General features: G+C 70.3%; 22 protein-coding genes. 4 read left to right on the top strand and 18 right to left on the bottom strand.

The features are described 5' to 3' along the window. Window positions 1-67: 67 nt before the first annotated feature. The 12 genes from P0L94_16520 to P0L94_16465 all read right to left on the bottom strand — a co-directional run bounded on the left by P0L94_16520 (window position 68) and on the right by P0L94_16465 (window position 15,041). Window positions 68-784: a phosphatase PAP2 family protein gene (locus P0L94_16520; protein WES64060.1), complete on the bottom strand. Its 717-nt coding sequence runs from the start codon at window positions 782-784 to the stop codon at window positions 68-70. 177 nt (window positions 785-961) lie between these two features. Further along, window positions 962-2,023, bottom strand: a complete 1,062-nt coding sequence (locus P0L94_16515; GenBank protein ID WES64059.1) for a LacI family DNA-binding transcriptional regulator — start codon at window positions 2,021-2,023, stop codon at window positions 962-964. Then, window positions 2,016-2,540, bottom strand: a complete 525-nt coding sequence (locus tag P0L94_16510) for a gluconokinase (protein ID WES64058.1) — start codon at window positions 2,538-2,540, stop codon at window positions 2,016-2,018. The genes P0L94_16515 and P0L94_16510 overlap by 8 nt, the downstream gene beginning before the upstream one ends. Before the next feature lies 1 nt (window position 2,541). After that, window positions 2,542-3,780 (bottom strand): D-galactonate dehydratase family protein, encoded by a 1,239-nt coding sequence (locus P0L94_16505; GenBank protein WES64057.1) that lies wholly within the window; start codon window positions 3,778-3,780, stop codon window positions 2,542-2,544. Between the two features lie 51 nt (window positions 3,781-3,831). After that, the gene (gene uidB, locus P0L94_16500) at window positions 3,832-5,370 is read right to left on the bottom strand and encodes a glucuronide transporter (GenBank protein WES64056.1); all 1,539 of its coding nucleotides are present in this window, start codon (window positions 5,368-5,370) and stop codon (window positions 3,832-3,834) included. 85 nt (window positions 5,371-5,455) lie between these two features. Then, entirely contained in the window at window positions 5,456-7,240 is a 1,785-nt protein-coding gene (gene uidA, locus P0L94_16495) for a beta-glucuronidase (protein WES64055.1), read from the bottom strand. A 55-nt stretch (window positions 7,241-7,295) separates the two neighbouring features. Beyond that, entirely contained in the window at window positions 7,296-8,708 is a 1,413-nt protein-coding gene (locus P0L94_16490; protein ID WES64054.1) for a mannitol dehydrogenase family protein, read from the bottom strand. Next, on the bottom strand, window positions 8,705-10,108 hold the full coding sequence (gene uxaC / locus P0L94_16485) for a glucuronate isomerase (GenBank protein WES64053.1): 1,404 nt from the start codon (window positions 10,106-10,108) through the stop codon (window positions 8,705-8,707). The genes P0L94_16490 and uxaC overlap by 4 nt, the downstream gene beginning before the upstream one ends. A gap of 215 nt (window positions 10,109-10,323) precedes the next feature. Further along, window positions 10,324-11,376, bottom strand: coding sequence for a rhamnose ABC transporter substrate-binding protein (gene rhaS, locus P0L94_16480; protein WES64052.1), 1,053 nt, complete (start codon window positions 11,374-11,376; stop codon window positions 10,324-10,326). A 52-nt stretch (window positions 11,377-11,428) separates the two neighbouring features. After that, window positions 11,429-12,496, bottom strand: a complete 1,068-nt coding sequence (locus tag P0L94_16475) for an ABC transporter permease (protein WES64051.1) — start codon at window positions 12,494-12,496, stop codon at window positions 11,429-11,431. Then, a complete protein-coding gene (locus P0L94_16470) occupies window positions 12,493-13,530 on the bottom strand; it encodes an ABC transporter permease (GenBank protein ID WES64050.1) in 1,038 nt (345 codons plus the stop codon). The genes P0L94_16475 and P0L94_16470 overlap by 4 nt, the downstream gene beginning before the upstream one ends. Continuing rightward, window positions 13,527-15,041, bottom strand: coding sequence for a sugar ABC transporter ATP-binding protein (locus P0L94_16465; protein WES66334.1), 1,515 nt, complete (start codon window positions 15,039-15,041; stop codon window positions 13,527-13,529). The genes P0L94_16470 and P0L94_16465 overlap by 4 nt, the downstream gene beginning before the upstream one ends. Before the next feature lie 163 nt (window positions 15,042-15,204). Here P0L94_16465 and P0L94_16460 point away from each other — a divergent pair, with 163 nt between their 5' ends. Beyond that, window positions 15,205-16,209: a LacI family DNA-binding transcriptional regulator gene (locus tag P0L94_16460; protein WES64049.1), complete on the top strand. Its 1,005-nt coding sequence runs from the start codon at window positions 15,205-15,207 to the stop codon at window positions 16,207-16,209. 63 nt (window positions 16,210-16,272) lie between these two features. On the opposite strand, the gene P0L94_16455 is transcribed toward P0L94_16460, so the two are convergent. The 4 genes from P0L94_16455 to P0L94_16440 form a co-directional block, all read right to left on the bottom strand. Then, a complete protein-coding gene (locus P0L94_16455) occupies window positions 16,273-17,097 on the bottom strand; it encodes a class II aldolase/adducin family protein (protein WES64048.1) in 825 nt (274 codons plus the stop codon). 173 nt (window positions 17,098-17,270) lie between these two features. Continuing rightward, window positions 17,271-17,711 (bottom strand): hypothetical protein, encoded by a 441-nt coding sequence (locus tag P0L94_16450; GenBank protein ID WES64047.1) that lies wholly within the window; start codon window positions 17,709-17,711, stop codon window positions 17,271-17,273. Window positions 17,712-17,732: 21 nt separating this feature from the next. Beyond that, complete coding sequence (locus P0L94_16445; protein ID WES64046.1) at window positions 17,733-18,257, bottom strand: DUF805 domain-containing protein; 525 nt, start codon at window positions 18,255-18,257, stop codon at window positions 17,733-17,735. 102 nt (window positions 18,258-18,359) lie between these two features. Further along, window positions 18,360-20,291 carry an AMP-binding protein gene (locus P0L94_16440; GenBank protein ID WES64045.1) on the bottom strand — a complete coding sequence of 644 codons (1,932 nt, stop codon included), beginning with the start codon at window positions 20,289-20,291 and terminating at the stop codon, window positions 18,360-18,362. A gap of 125 nt (window positions 20,292-20,416) precedes the next feature. Between P0L94_16440 and P0L94_16435 the strand changes: the two genes are divergently transcribed. Further along, window positions 20,417-20,941 (top strand): GNAT family N-acetyltransferase, encoded by a 525-nt coding sequence (locus P0L94_16435; protein ID WES64044.1) that lies wholly within the window; start codon window positions 20,417-20,419, stop codon window positions 20,939-20,941. Window positions 20,942-21,025: 84 nt separating this feature from the next. Here P0L94_16435 and P0L94_16430 read toward each other — a convergent pair whose 3' ends face one another. Beyond that, window positions 21,026-21,259, bottom strand: a complete 234-nt coding sequence (locus P0L94_16430; GenBank protein ID WES64043.1) for a hypothetical protein — start codon at window positions 21,257-21,259, stop codon at window positions 21,026-21,028. A 38-nt stretch (window positions 21,260-21,297) separates the two neighbouring features. Further along, complete coding sequence (locus P0L94_16425; protein ID WES64042.1) at window positions 21,298-22,584, bottom strand: S8 family serine peptidase; 1,287 nt, start codon at window positions 22,582-22,584, stop codon at window positions 21,298-21,300. Between the two features lie 123 nt (window positions 22,585-22,707). On the opposite strand from P0L94_16425, the gene P0L94_16420 reads away from it, so the two are divergent. After that, window positions 22,708-24,462, top strand: coding sequence for a SulP family inorganic anion transporter (locus tag P0L94_16420; protein WES64041.1), 1,755 nt, complete (start codon window positions 22,708-22,710; stop codon window positions 24,460-24,462). Window positions 24,463-24,570: 108 nt separating this feature from the next. Further along, window positions 24,571-25,335, top strand: coding sequence for a DUF2520 domain-containing protein (locus P0L94_16415; GenBank protein ID WES64040.1), 765 nt, complete (start codon window positions 24,571-24,573; stop codon window positions 25,333-25,335). Window positions 25,336-25,338 lie beyond the last annotated feature (3 nt).

Raw genomic sequence — 25,338 nt, 5'->3', positions numbered from 1 at the left:
ATCTGAGGGAGTTCTGAGGAACGTGGCGGCGCCGGAGGGGAAGGGCCTCACGCCGGACGCGCCGACGTCAGCGCGTGATGGTCGGCGGCTCGCCGGGCCGGTCGGGGTCCTCGAGGTGCACGCGCGCGCGTCGGTCTCGCAGCGCCTCGACGGCAACCCACACGAGACACGCCACGGCGATCCCCTCGAGCAGCCCGCCGACGACGTCGGTGAGCCAGTGCGCACTGAGATATGTGCGGCTCCACGCCATGAGGAGCGCCCAGAACACCGCGGCCGCCCACACGTACCACCGGCGCAGCAGCAGTGCGAGTGTCAGCATCACGGTGGTGGCCACGGCGGTGTGCCCGGACGGGAACGACGTGTCGACGACCTCGGCCAGCGAGTCCGTGGGCCGCTCACGACCGATGACCGAGGCCATGGGCGCGCCGATCGCGACGACGATCACGATCGCGGCGCCGACGTTGATCGCGTCCCACTTCCGGTGCAGCACCGAGAAGACGACGATCAGCAGCGTGCCCACGAGGATCATGCCGATGGTGCCTCCGCCGACCGCCGGGACATGCGCGACCGCGACGAGCACGTCGCTGCGCCCGTCGACGATCAGATCGTGCCACCACTGGTCGACGGCGAGCGGCTCTTCGCCCTCCAGCGCGATCGTCACGCGGAGCAGGACGAACAGGACGGCCGCGGCGACGCCGGTGACGAGAGCGACGACGCGCCTGTGATCGGGGTGGGGCGCGGCGGGATCCACCACCGGGACTGGGGCGTCGTCGCTTCGGGACATCCCCCAGAGCCTAGACGAGGCCGTCACCGCGGGTCCCGGGGGCTTGCGCGCTCGCTGACAAGCGTGTAGCGGAACCCGATGGCCTCCTCACCGCCCACATCGGAGGCATCGAGTCTCTCTCCCCTTGGGGCTTGACTGCGTCGTGACCGGCAGCAGATGCGACGCCGTCGCGTCCGCTCAGCTCTGCGCGGGCCCCGTGGATCCCCGGACGATGAGCCCGGTCCGGAGCGGCTCGTCGTCCTCGGGCCCGCTCACCGGCACGTCGAGTCGTCGCAGAACACGGCGGACGGCGCGCTCGCCCGCCTCGACGAGCTGCGTGCGCACGGTCGTCAGGGGAGGGACGATGAGCTCGCTGCCGAAGATGTCGTCGAAGCCGGCGACGCTGAGCGCGTCGGGCACCGACACGGCGCGCGCCGCTGCGGCCTGCATCAGTCCGATGGCGAGCAGGTCGTTGAAGGCGACCACCGCGGTCGGACGCGCGGCGAGCACCCGCCGCAGAGCATCACGCCCGCCGTCGATCGTCGGCGAGTTCGGGCCGATCTCCACGAGCGCGATGCCGCGCGATTCGGCGGCGTCCAGCATCCGCTCCCATCGTCGTGTGCTGATCCACGACGATTCGGGACCCGACAGGTACGCGATGGAGCGGTGCCCGAGACCGCTCAGGTGATCCATGAGCTCCAGGACCCCGCGATCGACGTCGGGGAGGACACCCTCGACCCCGTCAACGGCCCTGTTGATGAGCACGAGCGGCTTGCGCGCCGCGATGTCGGCGATCCGGTCGTCCGCCAGACGCGTGGTCGCGAGGATCACGCCGTCGACGCTCGGGATCAGCCTCTCGACCGCCTCGGCCTCCGCCTCGCCGGACTCCTGCGATTCCGCGATGACGAGCGTGTAGCCGGCGGCGCTGGCCGCGTGCTCGGCTCCGCGCACGATCCCGAACACGACCGGGTTGGTGATGTCGGCGACGACCAGCGCCAGGGTGTGACTGCGACCGGTGTGCAGAGCCCGCGCGATCGGGTTGACGCGGAAGTTCAGCTGCGCGGCCGCATCGCGGATGCGCTGCTCGGTCTTCGCGCTGATGCGCCCCGGTTTGGACAGCGCCCGCGACACCGTCGAGGGGCTGACACCGGCCAGTTCGGCGATGTCGTAGATCGTCGCCGCGCCGCCGCGGTCGCGGATGCGGGCGGCGAGGTGCTCGGGCAGGTCGCCGCCGCCGACCGCCCGCGACGGCTCAGGCATGCTCTGCAACCCAGCGCGCGGCGTCTTCGGCGATGTCGTCGACCGACGCCTCGACGTCGATCACCACGCCGCGCTCAGCCGATTCGAGCGGCTCGAGGGTGGCGATCTGGGAGTCCAGCAGCGCGGGAGGCATGAAGTGATCCTCCCGCGCGCCGGCCCGCGCGGCCAGGAGGGCGCGCGGGCCGTCGAGGTGGACGAAGACGGTGGCCGGGCACTCGGCGCGCAGCTGATCCCGGTAGACGCGCTTGAGCGCCGAGCAGGCCATCACGATGCCGCCCGCCGCCGCGCCATCGGCCAGGCGCGCGCCCACGGCGGCGAGCCAGGGGCGGCGATCGTCGTCGTCGAGCGGGATCCCCGACGACATCTTCCTGACGTTGGCCGCGGGGTGCAGATCGTCGGCATCGGCCCACGCCACGCCCAGTCGCGCGGCGAGCGCGGCTGCGACGGAGGACTTCCCGGAGGCCGAGACCCCCATCACCACGACGGCGGGTCCCGGGTCGGCGTTCCGCGTGCTCATCTCACCAATCATGCACCGTGCCGTCGGCGAGGCGGTTGTACGGCAGGTAGGCCTGCTCGTACGGATACTTCCCCGCCTCATCGAGGTTCAGCTCCACGCCCAGCCCCGGCTCGTCGCCCGGGTGCAGGAGGCCACCGGACCAGGTGAACGACTGCTCGAACACCTCGTCGGTCCTGCGCCCGTGCTTCATGTACTCCTGAATGCCGAAGTTGTGGATCGACAGACCCAGGTGCATCGCGGCGGCCATCCCGACCGGCGAGATGTCGGTGGGACCGTGCATGCCCGACTTGATCTGGTACATCGCGGCGTACTCGAGGGTCTTCTTCAGCGGGCTGATGCCGCCCATGTGGGTGACGGCGCCGCGGACGTAGTCGATGAGCTGGTCGCGGATGATGTCCTTGAAGTCCCACACCGTGTTGAAGATCTCGCCGATCGCCAGCGGCGTCGTGGTGTGCTGCCGAACCAGCCGCAGCGCCTCGGCGTTCTCGGCCGGCGTGCAGTCCTCGAGCCAGAACAGGTCGTACGGCTCCAGGGACTTCCCGAGCTTCGCCGCCTGGATCGGCGTCATCCGGTGATGGCCGTCGTGGAGGAGCGGGATGTCGGGACCGAACTCGTTGCGGACCGCCTCGAAGACCCCGGGCAGATGGTTCAGGTAGGCGCGGGTGTCCCAGTCCTCCTGCACCGGCTTCGCGCCGCGGCGCGCCGGCTCGTGGTCGTAGCGCGCTTCGCCGCCGCCGGTGTCGGACGACTGCGACGCGATGCCGTAGATCGCCTTCAGCCCGGGCACACCGGTCTGAATGCGGATCGCGCGGTAGCCCTGCTCGAGGTGCGAACGCACACTGTCGAACAGCTCGGGCAGCTCCTTGCCCGACGCGTGACCGTACGCGAGCAGCCCGGAGCGGGACGCGCCGCCCAGCAGCTGGTACACCGGCATCCCGGCGGCCTTGCCCTTGATGTCCCACAGCGCCATGTCCACCGCGGCGATCGACGCCATCGTCACCGGACCACGGCGCCAGTACGCCGACCGATAGAGGAACTGCCACGTGTCCTCGATCTTCGACGCGTCACTGCCGATCAGCAACGGCACCACATGCTCGGTCAGGTACGCCACGACGGCGAGCTCGCGCCCGTTGAGGGTCGCGTCGCCCAGACCCGTGAGCCCGTCGGCGGTCGTGAGCTTGAGCGTCACGAAGTTGCGGTCGGGGCTGGTGACGATCACCTCGGCCTTGTCGATGATCATGGCGTTCCTCCTTCGTGGTGGGCGAGGTCCGGCCCCGCCCACCGTCTCGTGCTAGTCCTTCTTGCTGCGGCGCCCGAACAGGTGCGGGCGCGCCTTGCCCGTGCGCAGGGCGGCGGTCGAGAGCGAGACATCGCTCGCGGGCTTGGTCATCGCCTCGTCGGCGCCCTCCGGGTGCTCCTCGGCGGCGATGTCGACGACGCCGCCGTGCCCGGCGATCTCGGCTTCTTCGTCGCGGTGGGCCTCGATCTCGGCGACGATCTGCGCGTGGATCCTGTCGGTGAGCGGGTAGAACACCATGATCGCGCCGGACAGGAACACCAGCACGGCCGGGATCAGCGCCGCACCGGTGCGGATGCCCCACTCGGCCGGCGTGCCGACGACCTGCTCGCCCACGGAGTATCCGCCGATGCCGATCGCGTACGCGGCGAGCGCGCCGCCGACGGCCTGGCCGGCCTTGCGCGTGAACGAGAACACCGCATACGTGATGCCCTCGGTGCGCACGCCGGTCTTCCACTCGCCGTACTCGACGGTGTCGGCCTCGAGCGCCCACACCAGCATCGAGACGAACATGATGCCGGGCAGGCCGATCATGCTGCCGGCGAGCGCGACCCACTCGTTCGGGGCGAAGAACGTGATCAGCTGTCCCACCGCGCCGACGACGGCGCCGGCGATGTAGGCGTTGCGCTTGCCGAAGCGGCGCACGACCATCGGGACGAACGGGGCGACGACGAAGATGAGCACCAGCTGCGCGAGCGAGACGACCGGCACCAGGTACAGCGCGTCGAAGACGTCCCGCATCAGGTAGATCTGCGCGGTCGTCGAGGCGATCATGCCCGACAGCAGCAGCAGCGACGCGATGCACAGCATCAGCAGCGGCTTGTTGCCCTTCAGCGTCGCGAACGACTGCTTCATCGACACCTTCGGCACCGCCCGGTACACGCGCTCCTTGGCGGTGAAGAAGGTGAACAGGTACAGCGCCATGCCGATGAAGAAGAACGTGATGGTGACGGTCGTGAAGATCTGCTGCAGGTCGTTGTCGGGCGACAGCAGCGGCGAGATCACGATGCCCAGCGCCGCACCCGTCACCGCCGCACCCATGGTGCGGAAGGTCGCGAGGCGGGCCCGCTCGGCGGGCACCTGGGTCATCGCGGCGGCGAGCGAGCCGTACGGGATGTTGACGAGCGTGTAAGCGATGCCGAGCAGACCGTAGGTCAGGTAGGCGTACAGCAGCATGCCGGTCTCGCCGATCTGCGGCACGTGGAACGTCGCGATCGACAGCAGAAGAAGCGGCGCCGAACCGAAGAGCAGGTACGGCCGGAACTTGCCCCATCGCTTGTTGTACGTATTGTCGACCAGGCGCCCCGCGATGATGTCGGTGAACGCGTCGAAGATGCGCAGCACGAGGAACAGCGTTCCGACCGCGGCGGCGGAGATGCCGGCGACATCGGTGTAGTAGACGAGCAGGAACATCGACGCGAGCGTGAACGACAGGTTGTTGGCCATGTCGCCCGCGCCGTAGCCGACGTAGCTGATCTTGGGGAGCTTCCCCAGTGCCGGGGTCTTCGCCTCGACGCTCTCGGTGGTGGTCACTTCGGCTCCTTTGCCGTGGGGGATGTCGGGAGGGGTCGCGGGGAGGAGACCCGGCGGCGCCTCCCCGCGCCGCCGGGTGGTCGGGTCAGGCCTGGCCGTCGCGGATCGCCGTCCAGCGGGCGCGCAGCGAGTGGGCGGATGCCTTCGGCTTGCGGTCCCGCGTGAAGACGCCCTTCTTGTTCCCGTCGACGCGGAAGATGCCGTTCGAGGTCTGGAAGTCGGCGAAGTTCCAGACCTGCTCGCCGACCATGGTGTCCACGCGGTCGAAGACGCGGTGGTACATGTCGAGCATCTTGGCCTGGTACTCCTCGCTCCACGGCTGGTCCCACACCGAGTGCAGGCCCGCCACGGTGTCGGCGCCGTACTCGGTCATGATCATCGGCTTGCCGTACATCTGCTCCCACCCGCGCAGCTCCTGCTCGAGGTGGATCTCGGCGGTCGCGATGTCGCCGGTGTCGATGTACCAGCCGTAGTAGCGGTTGAGGCACAGCACATCGGCGAACTTCGACACGCGGCACACGTTCGGCGGCGCCATCATGACGTTCACGAACGTGACCGGACGCGTCGGGTCGAGCTCGCGGGTGAGGGCGAACAGCGGCTCGAAGTAGTCGTCGGTGCCCTCCGCCATCGTGTCGGGCTCGTTGGCGATCGACCACATCACCACCGACGGGTGGTTCTTGTCGCGCCCGATGAGCTCGCGGATCTCGCGCCGGTGGGCCTCCTGCATCTTGGGGCCGAAGCCCTCTTCGCCGGCTGTGGTGTTGCCCGACATGAGGTCGGCGATGCCGCCGGAGATGCGCTTGTTCAGCCCCACCGCCGCGGTCTCGTCGATCACCACGATGCCGTGGCGGTCGGCGTAGTCCATGACCTCCTCGGCATACGGGTAGTGCGCCGTGCGGAAGGAGTTCGCACCGATCCAGTCGATCAGCTGGAAGTCGTGGACCAGGTAGGCGTTGTCGTGCCCCTTGCCCTTGACGGCGATGTCCTCGTGCTTGCCGAAGCCGGTGAAGTAGAACGGCTCGCCGTTGATGAGGAACTCGCCACCGCGCACCTCGACGGTGCGGACGCCCACGTTCAGCGCGTACGCGTCGACGACACCGCCGTCTGCGACGAGCTCGATCTCGAGCCGGTAGAGGTACGCGGCGCCGGGCTGCCACAGCCGCACGTCCTCGACGGCGAGGGTGCCGGTCGCGCCCGTGCCGGTGGCGACGACCGCGCCGTCCTCGTCGCGCAGTGTCACCCGCACCTCGGCGTCCCCGGTCGCCTCGACGGTGTAAGCGACCTCGCCGGCCGAGCCGTCGAAGCCGGTCACGACGGTGACGTCCGACACGTGAACCGCGGGGCGGCTCAGGAGCCAGACCGAGCGGTGCAGACCCGAGTAGTTGTAGAAGTCGTGCATGTAGGTCTGCTGCTTGCGGCCGTCCGGCAGGTCCTTGACGAGCCCCGGCGGGATCGTGTGCGGCGTGAGGACGTTGTTGACGCCGATCGTGAGGCGGAACTCCTCGCCCGCGGTCACGTGGTCGGTGATGTCGGCCTCGAACGGCAGGTAGCCGCCCTCGTGCTGCGTCACGCGCTCGTCATTCACGTAGACGACGCCCTCGTGGGTGGCGGCGTCGACGCGGATCACGATGCGCTCGCCGGCCCAGCCGCGCGGCACGCGCACCGAGCGCTGGTACCAGACCCAGCCGACGTGGTCGCGGATCGCTGCGTCGGTGAACAGATCGTTGTAGCTGGCCGGCACGGGAGCCTGGAGCGGGGTGTCGAGGGTTCCGGTCCAGGGCTCGGCGACCTCGGCGGAGTCGAGGGCGAAGTCCCACAGGCCGTCGAGGGAGACGAGCTCGCGGGTGGCGGAGGTCTGGGGCTTGAGCATCGGGTGCCTTTCTGCGCTTCGACGCGCGGGGGTGTGCGCTTCGGTGCGCGGTGGGTCAGTGGGCGCGCGCGACGAGCGCCGGGTCGGGTGTCGGGTCGGTGGCCGAGAGCGCCGCGCAGGCCGACCGGACCCGGTCGACGAACTCGGGCGAGCGGGCGAGGCTTCTCGAGACGAGGCTCAGGAGACTGTAGACCGGGTCGCTGGATGCGGCCGCATCGGCGACCTCGCCGGCGCGGGCGTCGGCTGCCCCGGGTCCGGCCAGCACCCATCGGATCCAGGTCGCGAGGGCGAGGACGGACCCTTCGGGGTCGCGCCCTGCGGCGACGGTGCGCTCGGCGACGGCGGCGAAGCGGAACTGCACCTTCACGGTCGATTCCGCGGCGATCTGGGCGAGCCGGTGGACGATCCGGGGGTTCGCGAACCGCTCGAGGAGCTGCTCGCGGTAGCGATCGTGCTCGGTGCCCGCGGGCAGGCACTGGACGGCCTCGGCCCAGAACGCCTCGACGGCGCCGCGGCACGCGGCATCCGCCACTGCCTCGGCGACGGTCTCGAGACCGCGCAGCTGACCGGCGAAGGTGAGGATGCTGTGCGCTCCGTTGAGCAGCCAGAGCTTGCGATGCTCCCACGGCTCGATGTCGTCGACGAAGCGGGCACCGGCGCTCTCCCAGCGGGGACGGCCTGCCGGGAAGTCTCCCGCGAGCACCCAGTCGGCGAACGGCTCGGCGACCACGGGGGCGCGATCGATCCAGCCCGCTTCTGCGACGGCCGGAGCGTCGTCGGTGTGGGGGGTGATGCGGTCGACGGATGTGCTGACGAACGACACGTTCGCGGCGATCCAGTCCGCCAGCCGCGGATCGACCTGCGCGGCGAGCGTCGTGATGCCGTGCCGGACGAAGGCGCCGTTGCCGGGGATGTTGTCGCACGGGACGATCGCGATGGGGCCCGCATCCGCTCGCCGGCGGCCGTCGAGGGCGGCGAGGAGTCGTCCGGGAACGGTGACCGGTTCGCCGGCGCCGCGGCGCAGCGCCTCGACGTCGCGGCTCAGCTCAGGGTCGTCGGGGTCGGGGGTGCCGTCCGGGCGCAGCCGGTAGCCGCTCTCGGTGACGGTGAGGGTGATGACCGCGACGTCCGCATGCGAGACCAATTCGATCAGGCGCGCGACGTCGGTGCCGGGCACCGCCTCGACGACGCTCGTGACGATCTCGACACGGTCGGCCTCAGGGCCGCGCTCGACGAGAGCGAAGAGTCCGTCCTGCGCGTCGAGCGCCTCGGCCATGTGCGTGCTGCGCCCCGTGACGGCCGCGATGCCCCACTCGGCGGCGTCGGATGCCCGACCGGTGAACCAGGCCTGGTGAGCGCGGAAGAAGTGCCCGAGGCCCACGTGGACGATGCGGACGGGGGCGGGCGCGGCGACGACGCTGTCGTCGCGCCCTGCCAGGGCGGCGCGGGTGAGGGGTACGGCGGTCACAGCTTGAACACCTCGCGGGGGATGGCGTCGACGAGGTCTCGCGCGATGCGGCGGGCCGTCGGCAGACTCGCGCGGCCCTCGACGACGAGACGCGCGAGGAACGCGGCGTCCAGGCGCCGCGCGGTGTCATGCCGGGCCGGGATCGACAGGAACGCGCGCGTGTCGTCGATGAAGCCGCTCGAACGGTAGAACCCGGCCGTCTCGGTGACCGCGGAACGCCAGCGCAGGATGGCGTCGGGTGCGTCCAGGAACCACCACGGCGCTCCGATGTACACGCTCGGGTAGAAGCCGGCCAGGGGCGCGACTTCGCGGGAGTACACCGTCTCGTCGACGGAGAACAGCACGAGGTGGAAGCCGGGCTCGGTGCCGAAGGCCTCGAGGAGCGGCCTCAGGTTCTCGGTGTACTCGGTTCGCACCGGGATGTCGTGTCCCGTGTCAGGGCCGTAGGTGCGCAGCGTGCGCGAGTGGTGGTTGCGCCGCACGCCGGGGTGCAGCGTCATCACGAGCCCGTCATCGACGCTCATGCGCGCCATCTGGAAGAGCAGGTGGCCGCGGAGCATCCGCGCGTCGGCGTCGCCGAGGTCGCCGGCGAGCGCGCGGCGGAACAGATCCTCGGCCGCCGAGGCGCCGAGGTCGGTCGTGAACGGCTCGTACACGCCGTGGTCGGCCGACACGGCACCGTGCTCGATGAAGTAGGCGCGCCGCTCCGCCAGAGCCGACAGGTAGCCGGCGAAGCTCGCGGGCGCCGACGCCGTGGCCAGCATCCTCTCGACGCGCGTGGTGAAGCTCGGGTCCTGAGGGTCGAGATACGGGTCGGGGCGGAAGGTCGGCAGCACGCGGCCGGCGAACGACGGATCCGCGGCGAGCCGGTCATGAGCGGCGAGGTCATCGAGCGGGTCGTCGGTAGTGGCCAGCACCGAGATGCCGAACCGGTCGAAGAGCGCACGCGGTCGGAATGCCGGCTCGGCCAGTTCCGCGGCGATGCGGTCGTAGATTCGGTCCGCGTTCGCCTCGGAGAGCTCTTCGGTGACGCCGAACAGCGTTTCGAGCTCGTGGGTGAGCCAGTACGCGCTCGCGGTTCCCGTGAACCGGTGCCAGTGGGAGGCCAGCAGCCGCCAGGCATCGCGCGGGTCCGCGGGCCGGGCGGGGTCGAGGCCGAGCGCACCGAGAGGCACACCCGCCGCGTGCAGCAGGCGGGTGACGTAGTGGTCGCGGGTGATCAGCAGATCGGCGGGGTCCGTGAAGGCCACGTCGTCAGCGAGGACAGCGGGATCGACATGGCCGTGCGGCGAGATGATCGGCGCTTCCGCGACCTCGGCGTAAAGGTCCTGGGCGATCTCATGCGCCGGCCCCGAGGTGGGGAGGAGGCGTGTCGCCTGAAGGAGGGTCGTCGTCGACATGTCCACCAGTGTGCACGACCGAAGAGAGATTGTCAATCGGTTGCCACATGGGTCCCCTGTCGTTCTTCATCTTAGGTATTTGGGGACTCCAGGTGGGACAACCGATTGCAGGATTGCCGCTTCACGCGGGTCGCTGCAACGGTGGGCGTCGGGCGGGAACGACGGAGCGCCCCGCCGAACTCGTCGGCGGGGCGCTCGCGGGATGCGGCTTCGGCTTAGAAGTCGAAGTCGGCGATGTTGTCGGCGTCGAACACGTACGGGTCGCCGAGCAGGACGGTGGCGTCCGCGTCGACGGTGTACGAGCCCAGCTCGCCGGCCTCGAAGGTGTCGCCCTCGGCGCCGGTGATCTCACCGGTCGCGAGCGCCTGTGCCGCGTAGGCGGCCAGGTAGCCGAGGTCGGCCGGGTTCCACAGCGCGAACGCGGTGACGGTGCCGTCCTCGACGTACTCGCGCATCTGGTTCGGGGTGCCGAGGCCGGTCAGCGCGACCTGGCCCTTGTACTCCGAGGTCGACAGGTAGCGCGCAGCGGCCGAGATGCCGACCGTGGTGGGCGAGACGATGCCCTTCAGGTCGGGGTAGGTCTGCAGAAGCGCCGCGGTCTTGTCGAACGAGATCTGGTCGTCGTCGTCGCCGTACGCGATCTCGACGAGCTCGACGTTCGGGTGGTTCGCCGCGAGCTCCTCCTCCATCATCGCGATCCACGCGTTCTGGTTGGTCGCGTTCGCCGATGCCGACAGCACCGCGATCTGGCCCTCGTCGCCGATCTGCTCGGTGATCAGGTCGACCTGGATCTGGGCGATGCCCTCGGAGGTGGCCTGGTTGATGAACAGGTCACGGCAGTCGGGGTTGGTGTCGGAGTCGAACGTCACGATGGCGACACCCGCGCCGCGGGCCTCGTCCAGCGCGTCGCACAGCGCCTCGGGGTCGTTCGCCGACACGATCAGCGCGCTCGCGCCCTGCTGCGCGGCCGTCTGGATGTACGGCACCTGCGCGGTCGGCGACGCCTCGGTCGGGCCGACCTCCTCGAAGGTCCCACCGAACTCGGCCACCGCGGCCTCGGCACCCCCGGTCGAGGTGTCGAAGTACGGGTTGCCCAGGTTCTTCGGCAGCATCGTGATCGACACGTCTCCGCCGGCGTCACCGCCCGCGTCGCCCGAGTCGCCGGAACCACCGGAGCTCGAGCAGCCGGTCAGCGCCAGCGCGGAGGCTGCCACGAGTGCGGCCAGCCCCATGCCGACGCGCGAGGACTTGCGTCCGAGATTGAACATCGTTGTTTCCTTCCTTGGTGCCGTTTCCGGACCGTGATTGACAGGCGAGTGGTCAGGCGGTGTCGCTGCTGGAGCCCGACCGACCCTTCTTCCTCCCGATCGCCGCGACGCGCTTGGTGCGCATCCAGGCGAGGAAGCTTGCGGACACCACCGACAGGATCAGCAGGATGCCGGTGATGATGTTGATGATGTCGCTGGTGACCCCGGCCAGGCGCAGGGCGCTGGCGAGGGTTCCGATGAGGAACACACCGGCGATGACGCCGTGCATGGCCCCGCGACCGCCGAAGATCGACACGCCGCCGAGGAGCACGGCCGCGATGATCTGCAGTTCCATGCCGATCGCGTTGTCGCCGCGGGCGTTGCTGTACAGCAGCGTGAAGTACACGCCCGCGAAGCCTGCGACCGAGCCGCTCATGACGAACAGCCAGAACTTCGTCATGCCGACGTCGATGCCCGAGAAGGCCGCGGCCTCCTTGTTCAGCCCGATCGCGTAGAGCGTGCGGCCGAAGGGCGTGAAGTGCAGCAGGACGGAGAAGACCAGCGCGAGGACCAGGAACGGGATGATGATCACCGGAACGGGCGTTCCGGGGATGTTCGCCCGCGCGAGATCCGTCCAGAACTCGGGGAAGTCGCTGATCGCGGTGGTGCCGAGAAGACCCACGGCGACGCCGCGGAACAGCGCCAGGGTGCCGATCGTGACGGCGAGCGACGGCAGGCCGACGAAGGTCACGAGCGCGCCGTTGATGGCGCCCGCCACGGTGCCGACCAGGATGGCCAGGAGCGCCGCGACCGGCAGCGGCCACCCCGCCTGCACGCCGAGGCCGGTGACGACGCTCGACAGGCCGAGTGTGCTCGCGACCGAGAGGTCGATCTCCTCGGTGATGATGATCAGCGTCATCGGCAGCGCGATGAGCAGGATCGGCGCGATCTCGCGGATGAGATAGGTCAGCGTGAGGGGGCTGTCGAAGTTCGGCACCACCACGGTGGCGACCACGATCACGAGGGCGAGCAGCCCGATGATGGCGGCCTCGCGGTTCACGATCACGCGGCGCCACAGCGGGTGCTGGTACGCCTTGTATTCGCGGGCGGGCTTCTGAGTCAGAACGGTCACGGTGCTCATGACTTCGTTCCCTCCCTCGCTGCGATGAGTCGTCGATGCTGGCGGACCGCGAGGACGCGGTCGAGGACGATGGCGCCGATGATGAGGATGCCGACCACGGCGCGCTGCCAGAAGTCCTCGATGCCGATGATCGGAAGGGCGCGGTTGATCGTCAGCAGCAGGTAGGCGCCGATCGCGGCGCCCCACACGGTGCCGACGCCGCCCGAGATCGCGACGCCGCCGATGACGGCCGCACCGATCGCCTGCAGCTCCCAGCCGTAGCCGGCGTTGGAGCTGACCGTGCCGTAGCGCGCGGCGTACAGGACGCCCGCGAGGCCGGCGAGTGCTCCGCCGACGATGAACGCGCCGAGAACGCGACGGGTCACGCGCAGTCCGTACAGGTGCGCGGCGTCGGGGTCCGAGCCGATGGCGTAGAGCTCGCGGCCGCTGCGCAGGTTGCGCAGGTACCAGGCCGCGATCACGAGGACGACCACCGCGAGGATCGTCAGCAGCGGGATGCCGAGGAAGTCTCCCGTGCCGAGGGCGCGGAAGCCGGCCGGCATGTCGGAGGCGTTGATCCGGTCGCTGCCGGCCCACGCCACGTTGATGCCGCGGTAGATGTACATCGTTCCGAGCGTGATCACCAGCGCGGGCACCTTGCCGAACGCCACGAGTGCGCCGTTGATGAGGCCGAGCAGGGCGCCGAGCGCGATGCCGGCCACGAAGACGAGGCTCGGGTGGATGCCGGGCACGTCGATGAAGAGGCGGCCGGTGAGGTAGGCGGTCAGTCCCACCGTCGAGCCGACCGACAGGTCGACGTTGCGCGTGATGATGATGACAGCCGAACCGACGGCGACCACCATGAGCAGCGACGGCGTCAGGAGCAGGTCGCGGAAGCCATCCGACGAGAACAGGAAGGTCGGGTTGATGGCGGTCGCGACGACGACGACGAGGACCAGCGCGATGCCGATGCCCGTCTCGCGCGCCTTGAGGATGTGGCCGGTGGCGGAGACCAGGGGGTGCTGCTTGGGCTCTGCCTCTGTGGTGAGCGTCATCGCGCCACCTCCTCTTCTGCCGTCGCGGCGTACATGACGGACTCGGGCGTGGCTTCGGCCCGGTCGAACTCACCGGTGAGCCGGCCCTCGCGCATCACCAGGACGCGGTCGGCCATGCCGAGCACCTCGGGGAGCTCCGACGAGATCATGATGATTCCGAGGCCCTCCTGGGCGAGCTGCGAGATCAGGCGGTGCACCTCGGCCTTGGTTCCGACGTCGATGCCGCGGGTGGGCTCGTCGACGATGAGGACCTTGGGGTGCGTCGCCAGCCATTTGCCGAGAACGACCTTCTGCTGGTTGCCACCTGAGAGGGTTCCGGTCTCGGCGTCCAGCGCCGCGGTCTTGACCTCGAGGCGGCTCGCCCAGACCTTCGCGGACTCGTTCTCGAGCGCGCCCCAGATCAGGCCCATCTTCGCCAGGCGACCGCGGATCGCCAGCGTGATGTTGCGGGTCACCGATGTGTCCAGCACGAGGCCCTGCTTGCGGCGGTCCTCGGGGACGAGGGCGATGCCGCGCGCCATAGCCGCCTTGGGCTTGCCCTTCGGGAGGAGTTCGCCGCCGATCCGCACCGAGCCGGACTCGTAGGGGTCGACGCCGAAGATCGCGCGCACCACCTCGCTGCGCCCCGCGCCGACGAGGCCCGCGAGGCCGACGATCTCGCCCGAGCGCACGGTGAACGAGATGTCGTCGAACACGCCCTTCTGGGTGAGGCCCTCGACGACCAGCAGGTCGTCGCCGACCTCGGCCTCGAGCTTCGGGAACATCTCGGTGACGTCGCGGCCGACCATCTGGCGGACGAGGTCGTCGACCGTGGTCTCGGCGATCGGCATGGAGTCGACGTATGCCCCGTCGCGCATGACCGTGACGGTGTCGCACAGGTCGAACACCTCGTCGAAGCGATGCGAGATGAAGACCAGGGCTCGGCCCTCGTCGCGGAGACTCCGCGCGACGGCGAACAGGCGCTCGACCTCGACGCCGCTGAGGGCCGCGGTCGGCTCGTCCATGATCAGCACCCGCGCGTCGAGCGAGATGGCCTTGGCGATCTCGATGATCTGCTGGTCGGCGATCGAGAGCCCCTCGGTGAGGCGGTCCGGATCGATCCGGACGCCGAGGCGCTCGAAGATCGCCGTCGCCTCCTCCTTCATCGCCTTGCGGTCGATGCGGCCGACGCGGTTCGTGGGCTGGCGGCCCATGAAGATGTTCTCTGTCACCGACAGGTCGGGGAAGAGCGTGGGCTCCTGGTAGATGACCGCGATGCCCGCGGCCTTGGACTGGGCGGTGCTGTGGAAGTCGACCGGCTCGCCCTCGAGGAAGAAGTCGCCGGCGTCGCGGCGATACAGCCCGGCGATGATCTTGACGAGGGTGGACTTGCCGGCGCCGTTCTCACCGATGAGCGCGTGGATCGAGCCCTTCTCGAGGCGGATGCTGCCCGAGCGGAGGGCGACGACGGCGCCGAAGGACTTCACCACCCGAGACAGTTCGAGTGCGGGGGCGGCCTCGCTGTGCGGCATCTCCGACACGGCTACCTCCTCCTTGAGGGATTGCGGGTTTGAAAAGATATGAATCGATTCACGTACGATTCAGGCATACTCTATGGAGCGTCTCGGCAACGGTCAAGTCCGATCTGCCGAACGGTGCCGAATCGATGTGGAGGTAGCACCAGCGATGGCGAGTGTGAGCATTCGTGACGTTGCCCTGCGGGCAGGCGTGTCCGTGGGGACGGTGTCGAACGTGCTCAATCGCCCCGATGAGGTGTCGGCCGAATCGGTGCTCAAGGTGCAGGAGGCCATCGACGCACTCGGCTATGTGCGCAACGAGGCCGCGCGCAAGCTGCGCGCCGGCGTCAGCGCGACCGTCGGCTTCATCGTCCTCGACGGCCAGAATCCGTTCTTCTACGACGTCATGCGCGGCGCCGAGGACGAGGGCACCAAGCAGGGCATCGCGATCCTGTACGGCAGCACCGACGAGAACCCGCTCCGCGAGAAGATGTACCTCGACCTTTTCGAAGAACACCAGGTCAGAGGGCTCCTCATCGCTCCTTACGGCGATGTCCACACACGTCTCGAACGGCTGCGCGCGCGGGGCATCCCGGCCGTGCTGATCGATCGCCACAGCGGGGGGAGCCGCTTCAGCTCAGTGTCGGTGGACAACGTCGTCGGGGGCCGCATGGCCGTCGAGCACCTCATCGCGACGGGCCGCCGACGCATCGCCTTCGTCGGCGGGTCGTTCGAGATCCGGCAGGTGAGCGACCGCCTGGCCGGTGCGCGGGTGGCGGCCGAGAACGCGACGGAGGTGAGCCTCGAGGTGATCGCGACGAGCGCGATGAGCGTGGCGGAGGGCGCGGCCGCGGGCGCGAAGCTGCTCGCCCGTCCGCGGAACGACCGTCCGGATGCCGTGTTCGCCGCGAATGACCTCGTCGCCCTCGGACTGCTGCAGTCTCTGCTCGCCGACGGCACACTGCGCGTCCCCGACGAGATCGCGATCATCGGCTTCGACGACATCGCATTCGCGGGCGCCGCCGCCGTTCCCCTGTCGTCCATGCGCCAGCCCAGCACGACCATCGGCAAGACCGGACTGCGGATCCTCCTCGAAGAGGCGGCCGACCCGGAGTTGATCCCGCGCCAGACCGTCTTCCACCCCGAACTCGTGGTCAGGCGCTCGACTCAGACCTCCTCCTGACGCCGCAACGGCGCGACCGACCGGAGACCGGTCCGGCCGCGCCGGAGGCGCTCACGGGCGCCTTCAGCCGAGCCAGGGCGACGAGACGCCGAACGCCTCTGCCACGGCGCGGATCTCCGCCTTGCTGAGCCCCTCGCCGACCCCGCCCGCACTGAGGTTCATGTGCTCGTACTTCGCGCCCGTCTCGGCGTATTCGATGCGATCCACCGCGCGCGTCACCGACAGATCGGAGCGGGCCATCACGCCGTGCTTGCTCCACAGGACGATCTGGTACTCGCGCAGGCCGGCGACGTTCGCGGCCATCAGCTCGGCCGACCCGGGGACCATGAACTCCAGCACGCCGATGCCTTCCGACAGCGCGACGATGGACTCGGGCTCCCAGCGCAGGATCGCGCCGTTCATCGCCGCATCGGTGCGGTACTTCTCGATGTGGCTCAGGAACGTCAGGTGCGGCGGCTGTGCGTGCACCGTCGCGTGGAACCACAGGTCGCGCGTGCCGATCTGATCGTTGTGGACCGCGAGATGCGAGTTGAACTCGCTCGTCAGCTTCGCGAACTCCCGCCGCGGCGATGTGAGCAGCTCGCCGTGCAGGCCGTCGGCCTCGACGATCACCGCGCCGATGTTCGCCGCCGGGTCGTTCTTGATCTGGCGCAGCCGCCGTCCCGAGCCGGTGACGAGCAGGGTGCGGCCGGCGAGTGCGGGAGCCGGGAGCGGCAGCTCGATCCGCTCGGAGATCGGGAAGACCTCCCGCACGCGGGGCAGCTCGTCGAGGCAGATCGAGATGTTGCCGGCGCCGGCCTCGCTCGCGTCGATCTCGCAGATGCGGCTTCCGGCGACGCCCATGTTCGCAAGGTACTCGTCGATGGTGGGCCTGACGTTATCTCTCATCTCAGTCGTCTCGGCCCCTCTCGATCCGGTCGGAACGTGTCACTCCGACTCCTTTCCGCGGGCCGCCTCTCGAGATCCAGAGTAGCGCTGAATCGTTTCATTATCAATGTGGTCTGACCACATTTTCCGGCGGCCCGTCAGCGCGACCGACGCCCCGTCCCGGGACGACGACGTCAGAGCCGGCGGGCGCTCTGCCCGACGCCCAGACGAATCAGGACCGCGACGTTTCCGACGATGCCCAGGACGATGAGACCCATCAGCACGCCGAGGAGGATCCGCACACCGGATTCCGCCCCGGACTCGGCGGGAAACGCGAAGGGGAAGACATCCCACACCCGCCATACGACGACGAAGCTCAGGATCGACGTGGCGATGTCGCCGACCGCGTGCAGAGCACGACTGTCGAGGACGGCGTTCAGGGTGTTCACCACCGCGCCGAGGATCAGCGAGGCGACGACGAGCGGAATGACGGCGGCGGCTTCGACGGTGACATACGGAATCGCATCCCAGCCCGGCCACACCAGGACGAGCCACAGCAGCACCAGGTTGACGACGACCGCGATCACGTACCCGACGCGCCGCACGGCGGGAGGGGTGCGCCTGCGCTCCGTCATCGCTCCTCCTTCACCGGGCCCTCAGGGCGCGGTCGGCGGCGTCGTCCCCGGGCTCGGCGCGGGGGGCTGCTGACCGGCGGCGGCCGGCGGCGGGGCATACCCCTGCTGCGGCACGTAGCCCTGCGGCGGGGCATACCCCTGCTGGGGCGTGTAGCTCTGCGGTGCACCGTACCCCTGCGGGGGCGCGTACGTCGGCGCGACCTGCGTCGGCTTGGCGCACAGCACGATGAGCACGATCAGGCCGGCGAAGGGCAGCAGCACCCAGAACACGTTCGCCCAGCGGTAGCCGGCATCGCGCAGCCGCCGAACCGTCACCGCCAGGCTCGGCAGCAGCGTCGCGAGGGCCCACAGCCCCGACAGCGTCGTCGTCGTGAGCGCGAGCTGCCCCGAGTCGTCGACCGTGATCGACGGCAGCTGGATCGCTCCGAGTGCGGCCGACACGAGGAAGGTGAAGAGCACCCACCACCAGAACTCCGGGCGTGTCGCCCGACCCGTGAACTCCGCGTACTTGGTGAAGACCGTCTTGATGGACTCGCCGAATGACATGATCCGCCTCCTCGGCCGGACGTCTGATCGGGTGCCGTCGTGGCATCCGTCTGCGACCCTGCTCCCTGAAGCGATACCTCGACAGTGCCAGAGGTCCCGTCGTCACCCCACCTTCTGCGGCGAGCGGCCGACGATCTCGACGAGCGCATCGAGGACGGTCGGGTCCTCGATCGTGGCCGGGATCCGGTAGGTCTCCCCGTCGACGATCTGCCGCATGGTCTTGCGCAGGATCTTCCCGGACCGCGTCTTGGGCAGCCGGTCGAGGATCGTCACGTCGCGGAACGCCGCGACCGGTCCGATGTGCTCGCGCACGAGGGCGACGAGTTCTGCCTCGAGCCGATCGTGATCGACGTGCTCGTGCGCCTTGAGGGTGACGAACCCCGCGGCGCGCTGGCCCTTGAGGTGATCGTGGACGCCGATGACGGCGCACTCGGCGACGGCGTGGTGCATCGTCAGCACCTCCTCGAGCGACCCGGTCGAGAGGCGGTGCCCGGCGACGTTGATGACGTCGTCGGTCCGGCCCATGACGAAGACGTAGCCGTCGGCATCGATGTGGCCGGCGTCACCGGTCGCGTAGAACCCCGGGAAGGCCGTGAGGTAGCTGTCGCGGAAACGCCGCTCGTCGCCCCAGATGCCGGTGAGGGTGCCGGGCGGCAGCGGCAGCGTCAGCGCGATGTTCCCCTCGGGCGACGACCCGCCGGGGCCGGTGCCGGTGAGGTCGCGGCCCGAGGAGTCGAGGATGCGCACGTCGTACCCCGGCATCGGGACCGCGGTGGACCCGGCACGGGTCTCGAGGCGATGAAGGCCCACGGGAACGGAGCAGATCGGCCACCCTGTCTCGGTCTGCCACCAGTGGTCCACGATGGGCACGCCCAGGCCGTCGTTCGCCCAGTGCCACGTCTCGGGGTCGAGACGCTCGCCGGCGAGGAACAGCGTCTCGAGGGATGCCAGAGCGCCCTCGGGCAGCTCCTCCAGGTCGGGGTCGACGCGGCGGATCGCGCGCAGCGCGGTCGGCGCGGTGAACATCGTCTTCACGCGGTAGTCGCGCACGATGCGCCAGAACTCCCCGGCATCCGGCGTGCCGACGGGTTTGCCCTCGAACAGGACGGTCGTCGCGCCGGCGATCAGCGGTCCGTAGACGATGAACGAGTGACCGACGACCCATCCCACATCGGATGCCGTGAACATCGTGTCGCCCGGCCCGATGTCGTAGATGCTGCGCATCGCCCACGCCAGGGCGACGGCGTATCCGCCGGTGTCGCGGACCACCCCCTTGGGGTTCCCCGTCGTCCCGGACGTGTAGAGGATGTACAGCGGATCGTGGGACACGACCGGAACGGGCTCCACCGGCGCCGCCTGAGCCACCCGCTCGTCCCAGTCGAGCCACTGGACGCCCTCGACGGCGCCGGCCATGTCTGCGGCGGATCCCGGCACCGCGGCGCGGTCGCGCACCACGACGGTGCGGACGATCCCCGGCGCCGCCTCGAGCGCCTTGCGCACGATCGGCAGGTACTCCACGGTGCGGCCCGGCTCGAGGCCGCCGGACGCCGTGACGATGACCGAGGGTCGCGCATCGGCGATGCGGACGGCGAGCTCGGAGGCGGCGAACCCGCCGAACACGACCGAGTGGATGGCCCCGAGACGGGCGCACGCGAGCATCGCCATGACGGCCTCGGGCGTCATGGGCAGGTAGATGAGCACGCGGTCGCCGCGCGCGACCCCGAGGTCGCTCAGCATGCCGGCCACCTCGGCAACACGGTCGCGCAGTTCCCGGTAGGTGTAGTGCTTGGCGGTGCCGGTCATGGCCGAGTGGTAGCGCAGCGCGATGCTGTCTCCGCGCCCCGCGTCCACGTGACGGTCGAGAGCGTTGGCGCTCATGTTGAGCCCGGCGTCGGGGAACCATCGTCCGTCCTCACCTCCGGCGTGGGCGGTGCGCGGCGGCGTCGTCCACGTCACGGCATCCGCGGCCTCCAGCCAGAACCCCTGCGGGTCGTCGATGCTGCGTCGCCACAGCGTCGCGTAGTCCTCGGCCATGCTTCCCCCTCGAAACAGTTGTGCGGTCGGCATCGACCGCGTGGGCGTGGCACGACGGTAGTCCGGGCGGCGAACGGCGCGGCACCGCCGAAAGTAGGGAGCCGATGACCGCTATCCTCGGCCGGGTGAGGATCGTGGACGCCGAAGCCGCGGACGCATCCGCGCTCGCCGAACTGGCCGCTCTGACCTTCCCGCTCGCGTGTCCGCCCCACATCACCGAGGAGGCGATCGCCTCGTTCGTCGCGGCGCACCTGACGACAGCCTCCTTCGAGGACTACGTCGGCAGCCCGGCGTACGACGTCCTGGTCGCACGGGAGCCGGACGGGGCCCTCGCCGGGTACGCGCTCGCGGCGCGGCGCGAGCCGCCGGCCGACATCGCGCCGCTCGTGCCCCCGGGGCCGATCACGGAGCTCAGCAAGCTGTACGTCCGCGCCGACCGGCAGGGCGGCGGCGCCGCGGCGGAGCTGCTCACCGCGGTGATGGAGCGCGCGCGTGCGGCCGGAGCGCCGACCGTGTGGCTCGGGACGAATCACCAGAACACCCGGGCGCGACGCTTCTACGAGCGCGAGGGCTTCAGCCTCGCGGGCTCGCGACGGTTCCTGGTCGGCGACCGCTGGGAGGACGACGTCGTCTACGTCCGGACCGCGTGACGCCCGCCCACGCGGTCGGGCTCTGGACGCGCGTGCACACGCGGGCCATCCTGGCTGACGCGACGCCGCGAGAGACGCAGGCGGTCACTGGATGTCGTCGCCCGGCGGGGGCAGACGAACGCTGCGCTCCGCCACCGGAGGATGGATGCCGACGACGTCGCGCAGGGCGCCGGGGTCCTCGATCGTCCCGGTGACCATCCCGAGCGACGGCAGCACCTTCTCGACGGTCATCCCGCACGCCTCGAGCCGCGCGACGACGGCGTCGACGTCGTCGACGTGCTCGTCGTCGACGGAGACGGTGATCCTGGTCCCGGCCACGATCCCGATCCTACGCTCGCGGGTCCCGGTGCCGGCGGTCAGGGCGCCAGCATCAGGCCGGACCCGACGTCGACCGACGGCGCGAGCAGTCGCCTGCTCTCCTGGGTCAGGATCGACCACAGCTGACCACCCCGGTACCCGGTGGCCTCGGCCCACAGTGCCGCGAGTCCGGCGACGTGGGGCGTCGCCATGCTCGTGCCGCTGATCGACCGGTAGCGGGTGGGCATCGGCCACGACGAGTAGACCTGGTAGCCGGGACCGGCGAGGTCGACCTGCCCGCCGCGGGCGTCGGGCAGGGTGCGGGCCGAGAAGAACGCGACGTCGAGCTGCTGGTTCAGCGCCGCGACGGCGACGATGTGCGGGCTGTTGGCCGGGGCGCCGACGAAGCCGAAGTTCAGATCGGTCCGCATCGCGTTGTTGCCGGCGGCGGCGATGATGAGGCTCCCCTTCTCGAGCGCGCGACGGCCGGCGACCGTGTACGGCGGGTGGACGCGCGGGACGTCGGCGCCGAGCGACATCGAGATGACCGCGCATCCCTCGGAGATCGCCCAGTCGATGCCGGCGAGGATGCCGGCGTCGCTCCCCGACCCGGAGTTGCCGAGCACCTTGCCCGAGAAGACCTCGGCACCGTACGCGACCCCGTACCGCGGACCCTCACCGGGGCTCTGGGGACCGCACGACGTGCCGATGCAGTGCGTACCGTGCCCATGCCCGTCCTCGGGCCCTTCGCCGTCGACGAACGACGCCGCCGTGACGCCTCGCGTGGCGAAGTCCGGATGCCCGACGTCGAAGCCGGTGTCGAGGACGGCGACCTTGACACCCGCGCCCGAGTAGCCGGATCGGTCGGCGCCCGTGGCCTGGATGCCCCATGTCAGCGATTCGCTGTCTCGGAAGAACGTCGCCTCGGCGGTGGGCGCCTTGCCTCCGGGCGCGGCCGGCGGCGCGCTCACGCCGAGTCGACCGGCGAGATCCTGCACCCCGTCGGCGTAGCCGCGGACGTAGTCGCCGTCGAGGACGTGATGCACGAGCTCGGGCGAGACCGACACGACGCCCTCGCGCACCGACCGCGCGCCGAGCTGCCCCGGGTCGCTGACGACGGCCATTCCGAGCTCCTCGAACACGGTGTCGGTCTTCGACACGGCCGCTTCGTCCCCGCGCAGATCGCGCGAGCGCGCGAAACCGCGGATGCCGGCGCCGCCGAGGATGCCGGGAGCGTCGGCGCCCTCGTCGAACACGACGATGTAGCGCCCCGTCGTCTCGGGCATCGCCGGCATGGGCGGCCCGCCCGGGGTCGAGAACTGAGGAGCGGATTCGGATTCGATCATGACGTCCTCCCGAACGCGATTGTCTCCCCGGCATCCCAGTCAACACCTGAGGCGTCGCCAGGGCAACGCCACGGCTCCGACGACGAGCTCGGGCGTTCCGATCGGAGACGCCAACCTGCCACCATGATGGGAGCGGAGGTGGCGATGGCTGCGGCGACCGGAATCGGCCGGTGGATCCCCGGCATCGCTGTCGCGCGCGAGTACAAGCGCGCGTGGCTGTGGCCCGACATCCGTGCGGGCATCGTGCTGACGACACTCCTCATCCCCGCGGGCATGGGGTACGCGCAGGTCGCCGGTCTGCCGCCCGAGACGGGCCTGTACGCGACCATCATCCCGCTGCTGGCCTACGCGCTGTTCGGCCCGTCCCGGATCCTCGTGCTGGGGCCCGACTCCGCTCTCGTCCCGATCATCGGCGCCTCGATCCTGCCGCTCGCCGCCGGCGACCAGCAGCGCGCCATCGCCCTCGCGGGTCTGCTCGGCATCATGGTCGGCATCCTCATGGTGCTCGGCGGCATCCTCCGGCTCGGGTTCGTCACCGACCTGCTGTCGAAGCCGATCCGCGTCGGATACCTGAACGCCATCGCGCTGCTGGTGATCGTCTCGCAGATCCCCGGGCTGATGGGGTTCTCGGTCGACGGCGACGGCATCGTCGACGAGGCCGTCGCGGTCGTGCGGGCCATCGTCGGAGGCGAGGCGGAACCGATCGCGGTGGCCTTCGGGCTCGGCTCGATCGTGGTCATCGCGGTGCTCGCGCGCCTGCGCTCCCCCGTGCCGGGCGTCCTCGTCGTCGTCGTGGTGGGGATGGTGCTGACGTGGCTGCTCGGCCTCGGCGATCGGCTGGAGGTGGTGGGCGCCCTTCCCGAGGGCCTCCCGGCCCCGGCGCTCGGGGGTCTGCGTCCCGACGACGTGCTGCTCCTGCTGGCGCCGGCGGCGGGCATCGCCCTCGTGGCGTTCACCGACAGCGCCGTCCTCTCGCGCACCCTCGCGGCGCGGCGCGGCGAGGTCGTCAGCGGCAGCCAGGAACTGTGGGGCATCGGCGTCGCCAACGTCGCCGGCGGGATCTTCGGCGGGTTCGCCGTCTCGGCGTCGTCGTCGCGCACTCCGGTCGCCGAGCAGGCGGGCTCGCGTACGCAGCTGACCGGGGTCGTCGGGGCCCTGCTGATCGTCGTGTTCATCCTCGTCGTGCCGGGGCTGACCTCGGTCCTCCCCCAGGCCACGCTCGCCGCCGTCGTCGTCATGGCGGTCGTGAGCCTGATCGACCTGCGCGGGCTGCTGTCGCTGTGGCGCATGAACCGGCTGGACGCCGTGCTGTCGATCGCGGCGTTCCTCGGCGTCCTCGTCTTCGGGGTCCTCCAGGGGATCGTGGTGGCGATCATGCTGTCCCTGCTGGCGTTCATCGCACGATCGTGGCGTCCCTACCGGACCGAGCTCGGCCGGGTGCCGGGCATCCGCGGCTACCACGACCTGTCCCGCTACCCCGAGACCGGCGAGCGCATCCCGGGAGCGGTGATCGTGCGGTTCGACGCTCCCCTCTTCTTCGCCAACGGCGGCACCTTCGACGACTGGGTCCGTGCGCGCGTGGATGCCGCCGGCCCCGGCATCCGCACCGTCATCCTGGCCGCCGAGCCGATCACCGACATCGACACGACGGCGATCGACGAGCTCGTCGAGCTCGACGAGTATCTGGAGGTGCACGGCATCCGGCTCGTCTTCGCCGAGATGAAGGACCCGGTCCGCGACGTGCTGGAGCGATACGGGGTCACCGACCGGTTCACGCCCGACCGGTTCGCCCCCACCGTCGGTGCCGCCGTCGACGACGTCACCGGAACGCTGCGCGGCGACCTCGAGGGCACCGAATGGGACGAGGATGACCGCTGAGCCCGCCGGGAATACGGCGTAATGGTGAGGGCGTTTTTTGAATCAGGTGCACCAATGGGCGATACTCGACACGCATCCGCACCGACGTCGCCCGGGTGCGCTCCCCCGATGAACACATCCCTGCTGTCCGAGAACCGCGCCGTCGCCACCGTGTCACTCGTCGGCCCCGGCCGCGTCGGCCGCGTCCTGGCCAGAGCGCTGACGGCGGCCGACTACGCGGTGTCGGGACCCACCGGCCGGGACGAGCCGATCGCGGTCGCCGACGTCGTGCTGCTGTGCGTGCCCGATGCCGCGATCGCCACCGCCGCCGGGCGCGCACGAGGGCACAGCCGCTTCGTCGGCCACGTCTCCGGCGCCACGCCGATCGCGGCCTCGGGCGTGGACTTCGGGCTGCATCCCCTCGGCACCTTCGTCGGTGACGAGGCGCCCGACGCGCTGATCGGGGTGGGGTGCGCCATCGGCGCGACGACCCCGGAAGCGCTCGAGATCGCCCGCGAACTGGCGACGAGCCTCGGGGGCCGCCCGTTCGCCATCGCCGACGAGGGCCGTGCCGGCTACCACGCGGCGGCGTCGATGGCTTCGAACTTCGTCGTCACGCTCCTGGGCGCCGCGGAGGACGCCGCCGCGGCGGCGGGACTCGCCGAGGACGACGCGCGCGCCCTGCTCGCGCCGCTGGTGCGCGCCACGGTCGAGAACTGGGTCGCCCACGGCGCCGCGGCGGCCCTGACCGGCCCCATCGCCCGCGGCGACCTCGAGACCGTGCAGCGGCAGCGCGCGGCCCTGACCGCATCCGCCCCGCACCTGGTCGCCCTCTTCGACGAGCTGTGCGTGAGCACCCTCGCCCTCGCCCGGAAAGACGAGACACCATCATGAGAA

This window comes from Microbacter sp. GSS18, from assembly GCA_029319145.1.
GTDB lineage: Bacteria > Actinomycetota > Actinomycetes > Actinomycetales > Microbacteriaceae > Microbacterium.
This window is presented reverse-complemented; position numbering and strand designations above follow the sequence as displayed.